Raw genomic sequence first — 17,583 nt, forward strand, 5'->3', positions numbered from 1 at the left:
TCCGGGGGCGGCTGTCGTAGGGCGGTACGGCGCCGGGCCGGACACGAGGAGCCAGCGAAAGGGCCGGACCATGAGCCCCAAGGACGTATCGAGCGGCGGCAAGGGCGGTACGGGACTGGTCACGCCGGGGCGCGTCACGGTGGCGGTCGTGGCCGTACTCGCGGTCGTCTTCATCTGTGTGAACACCGAGGACGTCACCATCCGGCTGCTGATCCCCGAGGTCTCGATGCCGCTCTGGCTCGCGCTGCTCGGCGTGTTCGTGGCCGGGCTGGTGTGCGGCGGCTATGTGCTCCGCCGGCGGGAAAAGTGACGGTGAACGGGGCGCGGGACGGGGCGCGGGTCACGTGACGGCCCACGGGGCAACGACGGGCGGGGCAACGGTATGAGACGCATCGGCATGCGGCGTGGTGGCACACGGGCGGGCGGTGAGGGTCCCGGCGGTGTGCCGGGCGGCGGTGACCGGCGGCGGCGTGTGGACCGGCCGGGCACCCCGTCGTACGCTGGCCGGATGCCCGAGACCACCGACCTCCGCCCGGCCGCCGCGTACCTGGCCCGGGGGCCGAGAACGGCGTTGCGGCGCTTCACGGCGGCGGACGCCGAGGAGTTCACCACCCGGGCCCGGGAGAGCCGCGCCCACCACCGTCCGTGGCTGTTCCCGCCGGAGCACCCCGACACGTACGCCGTCTACACCGGGAACCTCGCCGACGATTCGTCCAGGGAGGGCTTCCTCGTCTGCGAACCCGACGCGGGCGGCGCCATCGCCGGGTTCATCAACATCAACAACATCGTGCTCGGCGGATTCTGCTGCGGCGCCCTGGGATACGGCGCCTTCGCGCACGCGGCCGGCCGCGGACTGATGTCCGAGGCGCTCGGCCTCGTCCTCGCCCACGCCTTCGGGCCGCTCGGACTGCACCGCCTGGAAGCCAACATCCAGCCCGGCAACGCGCCTTCGATCGCGCTGGTCCGGCGGGCCGGGTTCCGGCTGGAGGGTCTCTCGCCGGACTTCCTCTTCGTCGACGGGGCCTGGCGCGACCACGAGCGGTGGGCGATCACGGCCCGTTGAGGTACCGGCCGGCGGGGGCGAAGTGCTGTTCGGCCGGGTGCCGATCGGCATGTTCCATATGCCCAGAATTCACTGTTCGCTAGTGCGCTCTGTGGACGTCACGGACTGTTCGGGAAACCCCGGATGGGCGTGGAGCTGCTGCGCTACGATGCCGATGTGGACAGCACCTATGAATCTCACGTGAGCACCACCGCCCAGGCCTACGACACCATTGCTGCTGAATATGTCACCCTTGTCGGGGACGGTCTCGCTTCGCTTCCGCTGGATCGATCCATTGTCTCGGCATTTGCGGATCTCGTCCTTCGGGACGGCACCGGCCCGGTGGGCGACCTGGGGTGCGGACCCGGCTATGTTTCGTCCTACCTGCACGGACTCGGCCTCAAGGTGTTCGGCGTCGATGCTTCTCCCGAGCTGGTCGGGCATGCGCGCAGGATTTATCCGGATCTGCAGTTCTCCGTCGGTTCGATGACCACACTGGACAATGCTGACGAAACTCTCGGTGGAATTGTCGCGTGGTATTCGATCATCCATGCCCCGCCGGTGGAAATCCCCAAGTATTTTGCGGAATTCCATCGGGTATTGGCGCCCGGGGGACACCTTCTTCTTGCATTCTTCGAATCGGAGGAGGGGCCCCTGGTGCCGTTCGACCACAAGGTCACCACCGCGTACCGGTGGCCGGTCGGCCACCTCGCGGAAGTGGCGGCGGCCGCCGGATTCCAGGAGGTGGGCCGCATGCTGAGGCAGCCGCTGGAGAACGAGCGATTCCGGCGGGGGCACCTGATCCTGCGGAAGGTGTGAGGGCTGTCCCACAGGTCCTGACGGGCGCGGCCCCCGGGAATCCGCGTTCAGTGCTTCCGGGTGATGGCCGGCCCGTCGGTGACCGGGGGCGGGACGGCGGTCATCCGCCGGCCTCCGTCGCCGTGCGGCGGTCATCGGGGCGCGGCAGCCTCCTGGCCGGTGCCGCCGTCGAGGGCCGCGCGGAGTGCCGCCACGCCCGGGGCTCCCGCCACGGCGCCGTCCCCTCCCGGTACAGCCGGCAGGACACGCTGGGCACCGCTCCGGCCGGCGCGAACGGGTCGACGCCGTCCAGCAGGACCGTCGGCGAGCCGTTCATCCCGCGTTCGGCGGCCTGCGCCTCGTCGTGGACCTCGACCAGCTCCACCTCCGCCTTCCGGCCCGCCAGCGCGGCGGTGACCCGCGACAGGGCCAGCGGGGCGTTCGGGCACCCCGGAACCGTCAGTACCGTGATCCGCGTGCTGCTCGTCCTCCCGGCTCATCCAGTCTTCGCTCTGCAACGCCGGACCTTCCGGGGCGCTGGACGGCCGGGCCGTACGCCGGAGGCCTGACGAAGCCCGGCGCGGGGGCGGCCACCGGCGCCGACCGCCGCATCAATAGTCCATGGTTTCATGAATTCAGGTTTGCGTGTACTTTCGTGGAGTGCTCACCGCTGCCCCCGACATCGAGGTGCTGGCCCGCTTCGGCCGCGCGCTCGCCGACCCGATTCGCTGCCGACTGCTGCTCGCGCTGCGCGAGGCCCCGGCCCACCCCTCGGACCTTGCAGACGCCCTGGGCATCTCCCGCACCCGGCTGTCGAACCACCTGGCCTGCCTGCGCGACTGCGGCCTGGTCGTCGCCGTGCCCGAAGGGCGGCGCACCCGCTACGAACTGGCCGACGAACGCCTCGGCCAGGCCCTGGACGACCTGCGCCACGTCGTGATCGCCGTGGAGACCGGCAGGACCTGCCCGGACGCGGAGACGAAGGGCTGCTGCTGAGGTGACCGCGATATCCCTGGAGCCGTCGCCGGCCCGCCGCGACGCCCTCGCCCGCCGGATACGGCTGCTGGTCGCGGCGACCCTCACCTACAACGTCATCGAGGCGATCGTCGCGATCACCGCCGGGACGCTCGCCTCCTCCACGGCGCTGGTCGGCTTCGGCCTGGACTCGGTCATCGAGGTCTCCTCCGCCGCAGCTGTCGCCTGGCAGTTCTCCGCCCGTGACCACACGGTGCGCGAAGCGCGGGAGCAGACCACGCTGCGGATCATCGCCGTCTCCTTCTTCGCGCTCGCCGTGTACGTGGGGGCGGACGCGGTGCGTGCCCTGGCCGGTACCGCGGAGGCCGACCGCTCGATCCCCGGAATCGTCATCGCCGCCCTGTCCCTGGCGATCATGCCGTTCCTGTCCGCCGCCCAGCGCCGGGCGGGCCGCGAACTGGGCTCCGCCAGCGCGGTCGCCGACTCCAAGCAGACCCTCCTGTGCACCTATCTCTCCGCGGTGCTGCTGGTCGGCCTGGTCCTCAACGCCACCCCCGGCTGGTCCTGGGCCGATCCCGTCGCCGCCCTGGTCATCGCCGTCGTCGCCGTGAAGGAAGGCCGCGACGCCTGGCGGGGCAAGGGCTGCTGCGCACCCCCCGCTCGCCCCACTGACACGGCGGTGGCCGACAGCGGGGCGGACGCGCGCGGCTGCCGACCCGGCTGCGCCTGCTGCGCCTGACCGGCCGGGGCGGGCCGGGCCGGCGTCGAAGGTGTCCGTCAGGAGCCCGTATCAGTCTCCGGCTCCTCCGTCAGGGACGCGGCAACAAGCCGTGAACGGCGGGCACATCGGCGCTTCGATGGGAGGACAGGAACCGACTCGGGAGTGATGGCCCATGGACGAAACCGTCTGCCGTCGTGTGGTGGTCGGGGTGAGCCGCTCGCAGGGAAGCCTCGCCCCGCTGCACCGGGCCGCGGCCGAAGCCCGGCGGATCGAGGGCGAGTTGTGGGCCGTGCTCGCCTGGGAGCCGCCCGGCGGGGAACTCGGTCACCGCAGCCTGCCCTGTCCGCCGCAGCCGGCCGAGTGCCGCAGTTCGGCGGGAGAGCGGCTGTGCACGGCGCTCGATGCCGCTTTCGGCAGCGGTGGCCCCGATGTCCCGCTGCGGCGCCTGGTCGTGCGTGGTTCGCCGGGACGGGTACTGGTGGAGACCGGCGGCCGGGAGGACGACCTCCTGGTCGTCGGCACAGGATCGCGCCGATGGGTGCACCGCGTGCTCAGCCCGTCCGTGGCACGTTACTGCCTCGCACACGCGTCGTGTCCGGTGCTGGCCGTTCCGCCCTCGCCGCTGGAGAAGGAGCTCGGGGTGGTGCGACGCAGCATCGTCTGGCGGCTGCCGCTGGATACCCGGGAGCTGACCGGCCCGGTGCGTCCGAGGCCCGGCAAGGGGGATGTGTCATGACGTCACGGTCGCCGGGAGATCGGGTCTGACCGGGGGACCACCCTCCGCGGCGCGCAGGGTGAACACCATGGTGAAACCCCCTCCCGGGGTGTCCTCGGCGGCGAGCGTTCCCCCCATCGCCTCCACGAAACCGCGGGCCACCGCGAGGCCGAGGCCGACTCCGGCGCCGCGCGGTGTGTCGCCGTAGCGCTGGAAGGGGGCGAAGATACGCTCCTTGGCCTCGTCCGGTACGCCCGGCCCGCGGTCGATGACCCGGACTTCGACGCGGTCGGCCATGGCACTGACGGCCACCAGCACCGCTTCGCCCCGTGGGCCGTACTTCACCGCGTTCTCGACGACGTTGGCGACGGCGCGCTCCAGCAGCCCCGGGTCCACGGCCACCAGGGGCAGCTCCTCGGGGATGTCCAGCCGGACGCTCTCCTCCGGAACGCCGCCGAGCGCCATGGGAACGACCTCGTCGAGGTCCGTCGCACGGATCAGCGGCCGAACCGTCCCGGTGTCCAGCCGGGACATGTCCAGAAGGTTGCCGATCAGATGGTCGAGGCGGTCGGCGCCCTCCTCGATTCCGGCCAGCAGCTCGCCGCGGTCCTCGTCGGACCACTCCACGTCGGCGGAGCGCAGGGATGTGGCGGACACCTTGATGGTCGCCAGCGGAGTCCGCAGATCGTGGCTGACCGCGGCCAGGAGGGCCGTGCGGATTCTGTCGCCCTCCGCGTGCTCACGTGCTTGCTCGGCCTCGCCCCGCAGGCGTTGGCGGTCGAGTACGACGGCGGCCTGGGCGGCGAACGCGGCGAGCACCCGGCGGTCCTCGGCCGGCAGGACCCGCCCCGAGAGGGCCAGCGCCATGTGACTGCCGACGGGCATGTCCACGTCCGCGTCCTCGGGGCGGGCGACGGGCGCCGGCCCGACACTCCCCGTACAGCTCCACGGCCGCACCTCGCTCTGCCGCTCCAGCAGGGCGACGGATTCCATGGCGAAGGTCTCGCGGACCCGGTCCAGGAGGGCGTCCAGGGTGGTCTCTCCGCGCAGGACGCTGCCCGCGAGGAAGGAGAGGATCTCCGATTCGGCGCGCAGCCGGGCCGCCTGGTGGGTACGGCGGGCCGCCAGATCCACCACCGAGGCAACCGAGACCGCCACACTCACGAAGATGGCGATGGCGAGGATGTTCCTCGGATCGGCGATGGTCAGCCGGTGCAACGGTGGGGTGAAGTAGTAGTTCAGAAGGAGAGACCCGAGGGCGGCGGAGCCGAGCGCCGGAAGCAGCCCGCCCACCAGCGCGGCGGCCACCGTCAGCGCCAGGAACAGCAGCATGTCGTTGGCGAGCCCGAGATCCGCGTCGATGTGGGTGAGCAGCGCGACCAGCAGGGCCGGGCCGGCCAGACCGACCACCCAGCCCCAGACGCTCCGCGCCGTACTCAGGCGGGCATGCCGGGGCACGGGCAGCCTCCGCCCGCGGGCGACCTCCTCGTGCGTGACGATATGGACGTCCAGGTCGGGTCCGGAGTCCCTGGCGACCGTGGCGCCGACACCCGGCCCGAAGACGTACTGCCAGGCCCTGCGGCGGCTGGAGCCGAGAATGATCTGGCTCGCGTTCACCCCGCGTGCGAACTCCAGCAGGGACTGCGGCACATCGTCGCCGATGACATGGTGGAACGTACCGCCCACGTTCTCGACCAGCGTGCGCTGGACGGCCAGGTCCCGGGGAGAGGCGGAGGACAGTCCGTCGCTCCTGGTGATGTACACCGCGAGCACCTCGCCGCCCGCCCCCTTCTCGGCCAGCCGTGCGGCCCGGCGGATCAGCGTCGCACCTTCGGGGCCGCCCGTCAGCCCGACGACGATGCGTTCGCGGGCCTGCCAGGTGGTGCGGATGTTGTGTTCGCCGCGGTACTGCTGGAGGTATTCGTCGACCCGGTCGGCGACCCAGAGCAGGGCCAGCTCGCGCAGGGCGGTGAGGTTGCCGGGACGGAAGTAGTTCGACAGGGCCGCGTCGAGCTTGTCCGGTTTGTAGATGTTGCCGTGGGCCATCCGCCGCCGGAGGGCCTGTGGGGACATGTCGACAAGCTCGATCTGGTCGGCCCGTCGGACGACCTCGTCGGGCACGGTCTCCCGCTGCCGCACACCGGTGATGGACTCGACCACATCGCCCAGCGACTCCAGATGCTGGATGTTCACCGTCGAGACGACGTCGATACCGGCGTCGAGAAGCTCTTCCACGTCCTGCCACCGCTTGGCGTTCCGGCAGCCCGGTACGTTGGTGTGGGCCAGTTCGTCGACCAGGGCGACGGCCGGGGCCCGTTCCAGGACCGCGTCGACGTCCATCTCGGTGAAGACCGCGGAACGGTACTCCATCGTGCGGCGCTGGATCTGCTCCAGACCGTGGAGCATCACCTCGGTACGCGGCCGGTCGTGGTGCTCGACGAACGCGACGACGCAGTCGGTGCCCCGCTCCACCCGGCGGTGTGCCTCGGACAGCATCGAGTACGTCTTGCCTACCCCCGGCGCCGCGCCGAGGTAGATCCGGAGCTTCCCGCGTCCCATGGTTCCGACAGGTTCCGTTCTCTGAAGTCGACTGGATGGGCAGGAGAGTCTCCAGGGATGTGTTCCGGCTTCTCACTGCACGAAGCGGTATCCCATGCCCGGGGCGGTGATGAAGTGACGCGGGTGCGCGGGGTCGGGTTCGAGTTTCCGCCTCAACTGGGCCATGTAGACGCGGAGGTAGTTGCTGTGCGTCCGATAGGTGGGCCCCCACACCTCGTCCAGCAGCTGTCGCTGGCTGACGAGCCGGCCGTTGTTGCGGATCAGGATCTCCAGCAACTGCCATTCGGTCGGCGTCAGCCGGACGGTGTGCCCGTCGCGTCTGGCCTCCTTCGTGACCAGGTCGAGGACGAACCCCTCGGTGACGACGGTCCTCTCGCCGCCCGCAGGGGAGGCGGAGCCCGTACGCCGCCGGGTCGCGACCCGCAACCGGGCGAGGAGTTCGTCCATGCTGAACGGTTTGGTGATGTAGTCGTCGGCACCCGCGTCGAGTGCTCTGACCTTCTCGTCGGAAGCGCTCCGCGCGGAGACCACCAGGATCGGCGCCCGGGACCACCGCCGCAGCGCACGCATCACCTCGATGCCGTCCATGTCCGGGAGCCCGAGGTCCAGCAGCACGGCGTCAGGGGGGTGCGCCGCGGCCAGCCGGAGTGCCGTGTTCCCGTTGGGCGCGGCGTCCACTTCGTATTGGCGGGCGTGCAGATTGATCGCGATCGCACGGACGAGCTGCGGCTCGTCCTCCACCACCAGTACCCGAGTCACGGCGTGCCGCCTTTCTGTCGTGCGCGAGCCGTGGTCACCGGGAACGAGGGCGGGAGCCGGGAATCCGCCGACTGCGCTCACCGTCTCGGCTCCCGCCCGTTCCGGTAAGCCGATCACTGCTCGACGAGCTTCTTGAGTGCGATGTTGAGTTGGAGGACGTTGACGCGGGGTTCGCCCATGAATCCGAGGACGCGGCCGTCGGTGTGTTCCTTGACGAGTTTCTGGACCTGGTTGATGTCGAGGTGGTTGTTCTGGGCGACGCGGCGGGTCTGGAGTTGGGCGTAGGCGGGTGAGATGTGGGGGTCGAGGCCGGAGCCGGAGGAGGTGACGGCGTCGGCCGGCACGTCGTCGGGGTCGATCGTGTGTCCGGGGACGGAGTTGTCCTTGACGACGGCGGCCTTGGCGGCGGTGACCCAGTCGATGAGTTCCTCGTTGTCGCCGGAGCGGTTGGTGGCGCCGGAGAGGATCAGTTCGTACTGGGTGTTGACGCTGTTGGTGCCCAGGCCGTTGGAGGGGCGGGGCTGGAACCAGTCGAGGTCGGGTGCGGGGGTTTCCTGTCCGTCCTTGAGGGGGAGGTCGTAGCGCTGGCCGATGAGGGAGGAGCCGACGACCTTGCCGTCCGCGGTGATCTCGGAGCCGTTGGCCTTGCCGGGGAGGAGGGCCTGGGCGGCGCCGGTGACGGCGAGGGGGTAGAGGACGCCGCAGACCAGGGTGAGGACGAGGAGGGCGCGCAGTGCGGCCCCGAGGAGCCGGGTCGTGTTTCCTGCGGAGTTGTTCATGGCGGTTCAGCCGATTCCGGGGATGAGGGAGAGGAGCAGGTCGATGATCTTGATGCCGATGAACGGGGCGATCAGTCCGCCGAGTCCGTAGATCCCGAGGTTGCGGCGGAGCATGCTGTCGGCGCTGGAGGGCCGGTAGCTGACGCCCTTCAGGGCGAGCGGGACGAGCGCGATGATGATCAGGGCGTTGAAGATCACGGCGGACAGGATCGCGGACCTCGGGGAGGAGAGGTCCATGATGTTGAGCTTGTCCAGGCCCGGGTGGACGACGGCGAACATGGCCGGGATGATCGCGAAGTACTTCGCGACGTCGTTGGCGATGGAGAACGTGGTGAGCGCGCCGCGGGTGATCAGGAGCTGTTTCCCGATCTCGACGATCTCGATGAGTTTGGTGGGGTTGGAGTCGAGGTCCACCATGTTCCCGGCCTCCTTCGCGGCCGAGGTCCCGGTGTTCATCGCGACGCCGACGTCGGCCTGGGCGAGGGCGGGGGCGTCGTTCGTCCCGTCGCCGGTCATCGCGACGAGTTTCCCGCCGGCCTGTTCCCGTTTGATGAGGGCCATCTTGTCCTCGGGGGTGGCCTCGGCGAGGAAGTCGTCGACCCCCGCCTCCTGGGCGATCGCCTTCGCGGTCAGCGGGTTGTCACCCGTGATCATGACCGTCCTGATGCCCATCCGCCGCAGCTCGTCGAACCGCTCCCTCATCCCCTCCTTGACGACGTCCTTCAGGTGGATGACACCCAGGACCCGGGCACCCCGGTCGTCGTGGACGGCCACCAGAAGTGGTGTCCCGCCTGCTTCGGAGATGGTGTCGGCCAGCCGGCCGGCGTCCTCGGAGACCGTGCCGCCCTGGTCACGGACCCAGGCGAGCACCGATCCCGATGCCCCTTTACGGGTCCTGCGCGCGGTGCCGTCCTCGGTGAGGTCGACCCCGGACATCCGGGTCTGGGCGGTGAACACCACCCATTCGGCGTGGGCGAGTTCGCCCTGGTGGCGTTCGCGGAGCCCGTACTTCTCCTTGGCGAGGACGACGACGGAGCGGCCCTCGGGGGTTTCGTCGGCCAGGGAGGAGAGCTGGGCGGCGTCGGCGAGTTCGGCCTCCGTGACCCCCTTGACCGGGACGAACTCGGCGGCCTGCCGGTTGCCCAGGGTGATCGTGCCGGTCTTGTCGAGGAGGAGGGTCGACACATCGCCGGCCGCCTCGACCGCCCGCCCGGACATCGCGAGGACATTGCGCTGGACCAGGCGGTCCATGCCCGCGATCCCGATGGCGGAGAGCAGCGCACCGATCGTGGTCGGGATGAGGCAGACCAGCAGCGCGGCCAGCACGATCATCGACTGCTCGCTGCCCGCGTAGATCGCGAACGGCTGGAGTGTCACCACGGCCAGCAGGAACACGATGGTGAGCGAGGCCAGCAGGATGTTGAGGGCGATCTCGTTGGGCGTCTTCTGCCGGGCCGCGCCCTCGACCAGGGCGATCATCCGGTCGATGAACGTCTCACCGGGTTTGGTGGTGATCTTCACGACGATCCGGTCGGAGAGGACCTTCGTGCCGCCGGTCACCGCGCTGCGGTCGCCGCCGGACTCCCGGATGACGGGGGCCGACTCGCCCGTGATCGCGGACTCGTCGACACTCGCGACACCCTCGACGACGTCCCCGTCACCGGGAATGATGTCACCGGCCTCGCACACCACCAGATCACCGATACGCAGCTCGGTCCCCGGGACCCGCTCCTCGTTCTTCCCGATGACCCGCCGGGCGACCGTGTCGGTCTTCGCCCGGCGCAGCGTGTCGGCCTGCGCCTTCCCACGCCCCTCCGCGACCGCCTCGGCCAGATTCGCGAAGACCGTGGTGAGCCACAGCCACACGGTGATCGCCCAGCCGAACCAGTCCGTCGGGTCCAGCACCGCGAGCACGGTCGTCAGCACCGACCCGATCAGCACGACGAACATCACCGGGGACTTCACCATCACCCGGGGATCCAGCTTCCGCACCGCGTCGGGGAACGACCTGAGCAACTGCCCGGGGTCGAACAGACCCCCGCCGACACGCCCTTCGGACCGGTGCCCGGTGGGTGTGTCCTGGTGCGGTGCCCGGGAGGGAGTAACGGTGGACATCGCGTCCTCTTGGTTCAGACGAGTGGTCATGACGCCAGCCCCTCGGCGAGCGGACCCAGCGCCAGGGCCGGGAAGTAGGTCAGTCCGGTGATGATCAGGATCGTGCCGACCAGCAGACCGCTGAACATCGGCTTCTGCGTGCCGAGCGTCCCCACGGTCGCCGGGACGGGTTTCTGCTCGGCCAGCGACCCGGCCAGGGCCAGGACGAACACCATCGGCAGGAACCGGCCCAGCAGCATCGCGATCCCGATCGTGCTGTTGAACCACTGCGTGTCCGCGTTCAGCCCGGCGAACGCCGAACCGTTGTTGTTCGCACCCGAGGTATAGGCGTACAGGATCTCCGAGAAACCGTGCGCCCCCGAGTTCGTCATCGAATTTCCCGGTGTCGGCAGCGCCATCGCCACGGCGGTGAAGCACAGCACCAGCGCCGGAGTGATCAGGATGTAACAGGCCGCCAGCTTGATCTGACGCGTGCCGATCTTCTTGCCCAGATACTCCGGCGTACGGCCGACCATCAGACCCGCGATGAACACCGCGATGACCGCCATGATCAGCATGCCGTAAAGGCCGGAACCCACACCACCGGGCGCGATCTCACCCAGCTGCATTCCCAGCATCGTGATCCCGCCGCCGAACCCCGTGTACGAGGAATGGAACGAGTTCACCGCACCCGTCGACGTCAGCGTCGTCGCGACCGCGAAGAGCGAGGAGCCGCCGATACCGAACCGGTTCTCCTTGCCCTCCATCGCCCCGCCGGCAATATCGAACGCCGGCCCGTTGTGGGCGAACTCCGTCCACATCATCAGGCCGCTGAAACCCAGCCAGATGACACCCATCGCGGCAAGGATCGCGTACCCCTGCTTCACACTCCCGACCATCCTGCCGAACGTCCGCGTCAACGCGAACGGGATCACCAGGATCAGGAAGATCTCGAAAAGATTGGACACCGGGCTGGGGTTCTCGAACGGGTGCGCCGAGTTCGCGTTGAAGTAACCGCCCCCGTTCGTCCCCAGCTCCTTGATGACCTCCTGCGAAGCCACCGCCCCGCCGTTCCACTCCTGCGACCCGCCCATGAACTGACCGACCTCATGAATGCCGGAGAAGTTCTGGATCGCACCGCAGGCGACCAGCACCAGAGCACCCACCACCGCGATCGGGACCAGGATGCGCACAACACCCCGCACCAGATCGGACCAGAAATTGCCCAGCTCACCCGTCCGGGCACGGGCGAAGCCCCGCACGAGCGCCACCGCGACGGCCATACCGACCGCCGCCGACACGAAGTTCTGCACCGCCAGACCACCGGTCTGCACGACGTGGCCCATGGCCTGCTCGCCGTAGTACGACTGCCAGTTGGTATTCGCGACGAACGACGCCGCCGTATTGAACGCCTGATCCGGATCGATCGACGAGAAACCCAGCGAACCGGGCAACACCCCCTGCACCCGCTGCAACAGATACAGGAAGAGAACACTCACAGCCGAGAACGCCAGAACTCCGCGCAGATACGCGGGCCAACGCATTTCGGTAGTGGGATCGGCACCAATCGCCTTGTATACCCACTTCTCCACCCGCAGATGCTTCGGAGAGGAATACACACGGGCCATGTGGTCACCGAGCGGACGGTACGCCAGACCCAGCGCCACAACGAGCGCGAGCAACTGGAGCACACCAGCAAGGACGGGGCTCATTTCGGGCTCAGAACCTCTCCGGGTAAAGAAGGGCGAGGACGAGATAGCCCAGCAGGGCAACGGCCACGACCAGACCGACAACATTCTCGGCAGTCACAGCTTCGCCACCCCCCGCGCGACCAGAGCCACCAACGCGAACACCGCGATCATGGTGACGACGAAGGCCACATCGGCCATCGTGAGCTCCTAGATGAGATTCGGACACTCGGACAACTTGAGCAAAGACCCGAAACGAGCGTTTGTGCTCTCTGTTGACAGGTCCCTTACGGTCGTTGGCGCGTCTTTGACGGGACCCTTACGCCGCCGCACCCGTCTGCGGAAAAAACGCTGCTCCTGGGCTGTCCGGGTTGTCAGAGGGGTGTCAATACTCGTGGCCGCATCCGGGCGGGTGCCCGACGGTCGCCTAGATTTCGTACGCCGCTCAAGGTGGCGAACGCCGACGACATCGCCGGGGGCCGGGATCCTTCCCTCCCCGCCCCCGGCGTCGTCGGCGGTGGAACGCGGCGGCGTACCCCGCTCTGCGTTCGCGCACGTCCCTGCCGGTATCGGAAACCGGCATACCGGCAGGGACCAGCGGCTCTCTCCCCATCGACCGATCAGGTCCCCTCAGAAGGTCTTCCGCGATGCATCCCGCCGCACCTCACCAGAGCCCGCCCTCGTCAGAGGAATCGCCTTCCCCGAAGGCGCGCTCATCCGGCCGGGCCACTCAGCCGGGCGGTCCTTTCGACCCCATGCAACTCCTGACGTCGTTCCCCGAGGCTCTGCGCAAGCTGCATCCGCGGGACCTGGCCCGTAACCCCGTGCTCTTCGTCGTGGCCATCGGATCGGCGCTGACCACGGTCTCGGCCCTTGTCCACCCTTCCGTCTTCACCTGGGTGGTCAGCTGCTGGCTCTGGCTGACAGTGATCTTCGCCAACCTCGCGGAGGCCGTTGCCGAGGGACGGGGCAGGGCGCAGGCCGAGTCCCTGCGCAGGGCGCGCACCGACACGGTCGCGCTGCGACTGCGGGGATGGCGCGTCGGCATGGATCTGGGGTACGCGGAGACCGAGACGGTGGCCGCGACCGAGCTCGGGCTCTTCGACTTCGTCGTGGTCGGGGCCGGGGAGATGATCCCGGCGGACGGCGATGTGGTCGACGGCGTCGCGGCCGTCGACGAATCGGCGGTGACGGGCGAATCGGCCCCCGTCATCCGGGAGTCGGGCGGGGACCGCAGCGGTGTCACCGGGGGTACGACGGTGCTCTCCGACCGCATCGTCGTCCGGGTCACCTCGCGCCCCGGTCACTCGTTCCTGGACCGGATGATCGCCCTGGTGGAGGGCGCCTCCCGGCAGAAGACGCCGAATGAGATCGCGCTCAACATCCTGCTGGCCGCCCTGACGCTGGTGTTCGTGCTGGTGGTGGTCTCGGTGCAGCCGATGGCTTCGTACGCGAACGCGGCCCAGTCCACGACGGTCCTGGTCGCCCTCCTCGTCACCCTCATTCCGACCACCATCGGGGCTCTGCTCTCCGCGATCGGGACCGCCGGCATGGACCGGCTCGTCCAGCGCAATGTGCTCGCCATGTCGGGCCGTGCCGTGGAGGCGGCGGGGGATGTCGACACCCTGCTGCTCGACAAGACCGGCACGATCACCCTGGGCAACCGGGAGGCCGTGGGTTTCGTGCCGATGCCCGGTGTGGAGGAGACCCATCTCGCCGACGCCTCCCGGTTCGCCTCGCTGGCCGACGAGACACCCGAGGGCCGCTCCGTTGTCGTACTCGCGAAGGAGCGCCACGCGCTGCGTGAGCCCACCGGGGTGGACCTGAGCAGGGCCAGGTTCATCGGCTTCACTGCCAGGACCAGGATGAGCGGGGTCGACCTGCGCTGGGACAACGGGGCCGCGACCCACATCCGTAAAGGCGCCGTGACGCAGGTGATCGGCTGGGTGCGCTCCTACGGAGGGCATGTCCCCGACGAGGCGCTCCGGTACACCGAGTCCATCGCCGCCTCCGGAGGAACCCCTCTCGCGGTCGCGGTGCACGACGGGAACGGGCCGCGGATCCTCGGCCTGATCCATCTCAAGGACGTCGTCAAGGAAGGCATCGGCGAGCGTTTCGCCCAGCTGCGCCGCATGGGTATCCGCACCGTCATGATCACGGGTGACAACCCGCTGACCGCCAGGGCCATCGCCCGGGAGGCCGGGGTCGACGACTTCCTCGCCGAGGCCACCCCCGAGGACAAGCTCGCGCTGATCAAGCGGGAACAGGAGGGCGGGAAGCTCGTCGCGATGACCGGGGACGGGACCAACGACGCCCCGGCACTGGCACAGGCGGACGTCGGTGTCGCGATGAACACCGGGACCTCGGCCGCCAAGGAGGCCGGGAACATGGTCGATCTCGACTCCAACCCGACCAAGCTGATCGAGATCGTCGAGATCGGCAAGCAACTCCTCATAACCCGGGGCGCGTTGACGACGTTCTCCATCACGAACGACGTGGCGAAATACTTCGCGATCATTCCCGCGATGTTCGCCGGTACCTATCCCGGTCTCGACGCGCTGAACATCATGGGCCTGCACAGCCCGACCTCCGCCATCGCGTCGGCGATCATCTTCAACGCACTGATCATCGTGGCGCTCATCCCGCTCGCGCTGCGCGGCGTGCGCTACGTCCCGGCCTCCGCTCACGATCTGCTGCGTCGCAACCTCGCGCTCTACGGTCTGGGCGGGCTGGTCCTTCCCTTCGTCGGCATCAAACTGATCGACCTGGCGGTTTCCGGGATACCGGGGATCGGCTGACCACGCGCCTCGTTCCCCTTCGAGGTGTCAGCCACCAGGCCCTGCGAGCCCGGAATCCACCGGCGGCCACGAACCCGTGCTTCACAGGAACTCCTGCACGGCGGCGGGCAGCGACAGTGCCATGGTCAGGCCACCACCAGGGGTGTCCTCCGGCGTCAGGGTGCCGCCCATGGCCTCGGCCAGGCCCCGGGCGAGAGCGAGACCGAGCCCGACCCCGGTCGTGTTGTCGGTGTCGCCCAGCCGCTGGAAGGGTACGAAAGCCCGGTCACGCTCGGCGGCCGCCAGGCCGGGGCCGCGGTCGATGAAGCGGAACTCGACCCGGTCGGCCAGGGCGCTCGCGGTGATCACGACCGGCCGGCCGGCCGGGCTGTACCGGACGGCGTTTCCGACGACATTGGCGATGATGCGTTCCAGCAGGGGCGGGTCCGCCACGACGGGCGGCACCCCGTTGGGGATACGGACCGTCACACCGGCCGGGTCGCAGGGCAGCGAGTCCAGCGCCGCCGGAAGCACCTCGTCGAGAGTGGTGGGCCGCAGGTCGAGAGTGAGGGCCCCCGCCTGGAGCCGGCTCATGTCGAGCAGGTTGTCGACGAGCCGGTTCAGCCGGGCCATGGACTCCTCGGCCGTCGACAGCAGTTCGGACCGGTCCTCCTCGCTGAATTCGACCTCGGTGCTGCGCAGGGAACTGATGGCGGCCCAGCCGGCCGCCAGCGGGGTGCGCAGATCGTGGCTGACGGCGGCGAGCAGCGCCGTACGCATGCGGTCGGCCGCCCGCACGGGCTCGACCTCGGCGGCGGCCTCGACGAGACGCGCGCGCTCAAGGGCCGCGGCCACATGCGCGGTGAAGGCCGTCAGGACACGCAGTTCGGACGCGGGAAGGGTGCGGCCCCGCAGGACCAGATGAGCGTCCGGGCCGACCGGCAGGTTGACGGCGCCGCCGTCCGCCGCCGGCCGGTCGAGCAGCTCCACGGAGGCCATCGCGAAGGTTTCCCGCGTGCGTTCGAGCAGGACCGGCACCGCCTGGTCCCCGCGGACGATGGATCCCGCCAGCGAGGACAGCGTCTCCGCCTCGGCGGTGGCCCGGGCCGCCCGGCGCGACAGCCGCAGCGACCGGTCGACGATCGCGGCCACGGTGGCCGCGACGACCGCGAACACCAGGAGCGCGAGGATGTTGTTCGGCCCGGAGACCGTGAACTCACCGACCGGCGGTATGAACCAGTAGTTGAGCAGCAAGGACGCCGTCACCGATGCCACGAGTGCGGACACCACCCCGCCGACGCAGGCCACCCCGACCACCACCACGAGGAACAGCAGGGCCTCACTCGTCAGATTGAGGCTGCCCCTGCTGTTGTCCAGCAGGAAGGTCAGAGCCACCGGGAGTACAAGGCCCGACACCGGCCCTGCGACGAGTCGTGCGGTCGGCAGGGTGCGCCGCCGTGAAGGCAGCAGCCGGCCTTCGCCGACGCGCTCATGGGTCACCATGTGCACGTCGATGTCCTGCGACAGTTCGACGATCGTTTCGCCGATACCACGACCGGTGAGAAACCGCTCCAGGCGTCTTCGTCTGCTGGTGCCGACCACGAGCTGCGTGGCGTTCTCGGCCCGCGCGAACTCGGAGAGCGCGGCGGCCACGTCGTCACCCACGACGGAGTGGTAGCTGCCACCGAGACTCTCCACCAGCGCCCGCTGGCGGGCCAGCGAAGCCGATGACGTACCGCCGGTCAGCCCGTTGCTGCGGATGATGTGCACGGCCAGCAGGTCACCGCCCGCGCTGCGGTCGGCGATCCGGGCCGCGCGGCGGATGAGGGTCTCCCCCTCGGCACCCCCGGTGAGCGCCACGACGACGCGTTCGCGCGTCTCCCAGACGCGGTCTATGCCCTGTTCGGAGCGGTACTTCTGCAGCGCCTCGTCTACCCGTCCGGCCACCCACAGCAGCGCCAGCTCCCGCAACGCGGTGAGGTTCCCCGGCCGGAAGTAGTTGGACAGCGCGGCGTCGATCTTCTCCGCCTCGTAGATGTTCCCGTGCGCCATCCGGCGGCGCAGCGCCTCGGCGGGCATGTCGACGAGTTCGATCTGATCGGCGCGGCGCACCACGTCGTCGGGAACGGTCTCCCTCTGCGGTACACCGGTGATCCTCTCGACGACATCGCTGAGGGACTCCAGGTGCTGGATATTCACCGTGGTGACGACGTCGATGCCGGCGCTCAGAAGCTGCTCGACCTCCTGCCAGCGCTTGGCGTACCGGCCGCCGGGCGGATTGGCATGGGCGAGTTCGTCGATGAGCGCCACCTGAGGACGCCTCCGCAGCACAGCGTCACCGTCCAACTCGGCGCGCCCGCCGCTCCGGTGCGCGCCCGCCGCGCGAGGGATGACCTCCAGCCCGTTGAGCCGCTCCTCGGTGAGAGGGCGCCGGTGGCATTCCACGAGGGCCGCCACGACATCGGTGCCCCGCCGCGCCCTGCGGTGTCCCTCGTCGAGCATCCGGTAGGTCTTGCCGACGCCGGGGGCCGCTCCGAGGAAGACCTTGAGTCTTCCCCGTCCCACTTCTGATTCCGTCACCGCAGGCGCCTCCTCGCGCCGCACGCGCGGCCGGTTGCGGGGGCGTTCCCGCGTGGCCGCGGCGACGGGTGCTGCTGATCAGGATCGGCCGTGGAC

At 69.6% G+C, this 17,583-nt stretch carries 15 protein-coding genes; 7 read left to right on the forward strand and 8 right to left on the reverse strand.

The window, feature by feature from the left end; genetic code table 11:
- The first annotated feature begins 70 nt into the window (after positions 1-70).
- The 3 genes from OHA98_RS13400 to OHA98_RS13410 all read left to right on the forward strand — a co-directional run bounded on the left by OHA98_RS13400 (position 71) and on the right by OHA98_RS13410 (position 1,861).
- On the forward strand, positions 71-310 hold the full coding sequence (locus tag OHA98_RS13400; protein WP_266925515.1) for a LapA family protein: 240 nt from the start codon (positions 71-73) through the stop codon (positions 308-310).
- 198 nt (positions 311-508) lie between these two features.
- Positions 509-1,063 (forward strand): GNAT family N-acetyltransferase, encoded by a 555-nt coding sequence (locus OHA98_RS13405; protein ID WP_266925516.1) that lies wholly within the window; start codon positions 509-511, stop codon positions 1,061-1,063.
- Positions 1,064-1,186: 123 nt separating this feature from the next.
- Positions 1,187-1,861, forward strand: coding sequence for a methyltransferase domain-containing protein (locus OHA98_RS13410; RefSeq protein ID WP_266925518.1), 675 nt, complete (start codon positions 1,187-1,189; stop codon positions 1,859-1,861).
- A 100-nt stretch (positions 1,862-1,961) separates the two neighbouring features.
- Here OHA98_RS13410 and OHA98_RS13415 read toward each other — a convergent pair whose 3' ends face one another.
- A complete protein-coding gene (locus OHA98_RS13415; RefSeq protein WP_323179601.1) occupies positions 1,962-2,312 on the reverse strand; it encodes a hypothetical protein in 351 nt (116 codons plus the stop codon).
- 188 nt (positions 2,313-2,500) lie between these two features.
- Between OHA98_RS13415 and OHA98_RS13420 the strand changes: the two genes are divergently transcribed.
- From OHA98_RS13420 to OHA98_RS13430, 3 genes are all read left to right on the forward strand, one after another.
- On the forward strand, positions 2,501-2,836 hold the full coding sequence (locus OHA98_RS13420) for a helix-turn-helix transcriptional regulator (protein WP_266925521.1): 336 nt from the start codon (positions 2,501-2,503) through the stop codon (positions 2,834-2,836).
- A 1-nt stretch (position 2,837) separates the two neighbouring features.
- Positions 2,838-3,554 (forward strand): cation transporter, encoded by a 717-nt coding sequence (locus OHA98_RS13425; protein WP_266925523.1) that lies wholly within the window; start codon positions 2,838-2,840, stop codon positions 3,552-3,554.
- A 154-nt stretch (positions 3,555-3,708) separates the two neighbouring features.
- Entirely contained in the window at positions 3,709-4,272 is a 564-nt protein-coding gene (locus OHA98_RS13430; RefSeq protein WP_266925524.1) for a universal stress protein, read from the forward strand.
- On the opposite strand, the gene OHA98_RS13435 is transcribed toward OHA98_RS13430, so the two are convergent.
- The 6 genes from OHA98_RS13435 to kdpF all read right to left on the reverse strand — a co-directional run bounded on the left by OHA98_RS13435 (position 4,267) and on the right by kdpF (position 12,251).
- Positions 4,267-6,810, reverse strand: a complete 2,544-nt coding sequence (locus tag OHA98_RS13435; RefSeq protein WP_266925526.1) for a sensor histidine kinase KdpD — start codon at positions 6,808-6,810, stop codon at positions 4,267-4,269. The two genes, OHA98_RS13430 and OHA98_RS13435, sit on opposite strands and share 6 nt — an antisense overlap.
- A 72-nt stretch (positions 6,811-6,882) precedes the next feature.
- Positions 6,883-7,569, reverse strand: a complete 687-nt coding sequence (locus tag OHA98_RS13440) for a response regulator (RefSeq protein ID WP_266925527.1) — start codon at positions 7,567-7,569, stop codon at positions 6,883-6,885.
- A 113-nt stretch (positions 7,570-7,682) separates the two neighbouring features.
- Positions 7,683-8,348 (reverse strand): potassium-transporting ATPase subunit C, encoded by a 666-nt coding sequence (locus tag OHA98_RS13445; protein WP_266925528.1) that lies wholly within the window; start codon positions 8,346-8,348, stop codon positions 7,683-7,685.
- A 6-nt stretch (positions 8,349-8,354) separates the two neighbouring features.
- Entirely contained in the window at positions 8,355-10,493 is a 2,139-nt protein-coding gene (gene kdpB, locus OHA98_RS13450) for a potassium-transporting ATPase subunit KdpB (RefSeq protein ID WP_266925530.1), read from the reverse strand.
- Complete coding sequence (gene kdpA / locus OHA98_RS13455) at positions 10,490-12,154, reverse strand: potassium-transporting ATPase subunit KdpA (protein ID WP_266924706.1); 1,665 nt, start codon at positions 12,152-12,154, stop codon at positions 10,490-10,492. Before kdpA ends, kdpB (OHA98_RS13450) begins: the two co-directional genes overlap by 4 nt.
- Before the next feature lie 7 nt (positions 12,155-12,161).
- Positions 12,162-12,251: a K(+)-transporting ATPase subunit F gene (gene kdpF, locus OHA98_RS13460; protein ID WP_037777601.1), complete on the reverse strand. Its 90-nt coding sequence runs from the start codon at positions 12,249-12,251 to the stop codon at positions 12,162-12,164.
- A gap of 634 nt (positions 12,252-12,885) precedes the next feature.
- Between kdpF and kdpB (OHA98_RS13465) the strand changes: the two genes are divergently transcribed.
- Positions 12,886-14,928, forward strand: a complete 2,043-nt coding sequence (gene kdpB, locus OHA98_RS13465) for a potassium-transporting ATPase subunit KdpB (RefSeq protein WP_266925531.1) — start codon at positions 12,886-12,888, stop codon at positions 14,926-14,928.
- A gap of 81 nt (positions 14,929-15,009) precedes the next feature.
- Here the strand turns inward: kdpB (OHA98_RS13465) and OHA98_RS13470 are convergent, their stop codons facing one another.
- Positions 15,010-17,487 carry an ATP-binding protein gene (locus tag OHA98_RS13470; protein ID WP_266925532.1) on the reverse strand — a complete coding sequence of 826 codons (2,478 nt, stop codon included), beginning with the start codon at positions 17,485-17,487 and terminating at the stop codon, positions 15,010-15,012.
- Positions 17,488-17,583 lie beyond the last annotated feature (96 nt).

This window comes from Streptomyces sp. NBC_00654, from assembly GCF_026341775.1.
Lineage (GTDB): Bacteria > Actinomycetota > Actinomycetes > Streptomycetales > Streptomycetaceae > Streptomyces.

What these genes read in the sequence shown, in the direction of transcription:
- OHA98_RS13400 (WP_266925515.1), top strand. Translation starts at nt 71, where the DNA reads ATGAGCCCCAAGGACGTATCGAGCGGCGGCAAGGGCGGTACGGGACTG.
- OHA98_RS13405 (WP_266925516.1), top strand. Translation starts at nt 509, where the DNA reads ATGCCCGAGACCACCGACCTCCGCCCGGCCGCCGCGTACCTGGCCCGG.
- OHA98_RS13410 (WP_266925518.1), top strand. Translation starts at nt 1,187, where the DNA reads ATGGGCGTGGAGCTGCTGCGCTACGATGCCGATGTGGACAGCACCTAT.
- OHA98_RS13430 (WP_266925524.1), top strand. Translation starts at nt 3,709, where the DNA reads ATGGACGAAACCGTCTGCCGTCGTGTGGTGGTCGGGGTGAGCCGCTCG.
- OHA98_RS13435 (WP_266925526.1), bottom strand. Translation starts at nt 6,810, where the DNA reads ATGGGACGCGGGAAGCTCCGGATCTACCTCGGCGCGGCGCCGGGGGTA.
- OHA98_RS13445 (WP_266925528.1), bottom strand. Translation starts at nt 8,348, where the DNA reads ATGAACAACTCCGCAGGAAACACGACCCGGCTCCTCGGGGCCGCACTG.
- kdpB (WP_266925530.1), bottom strand. Translation starts at nt 10,493, where the DNA reads ATGACCACTCGTCTGAACCAAGAGGACGCGATGTCCACCGTTACTCCC.
- kdpA (WP_266924706.1), bottom strand. Translation starts at nt 12,154, where the DNA reads ATGAGCCCCGTCCTTGCTGGTGTGCTCCAGTTGCTCGCGCTCGTTGTG.
- kdpB (WP_266925531.1), top strand. Translation starts at nt 12,886, where the DNA reads ATGCAACTCCTGACGTCGTTCCCCGAGGCTCTGCGCAAGCTGCATCCG.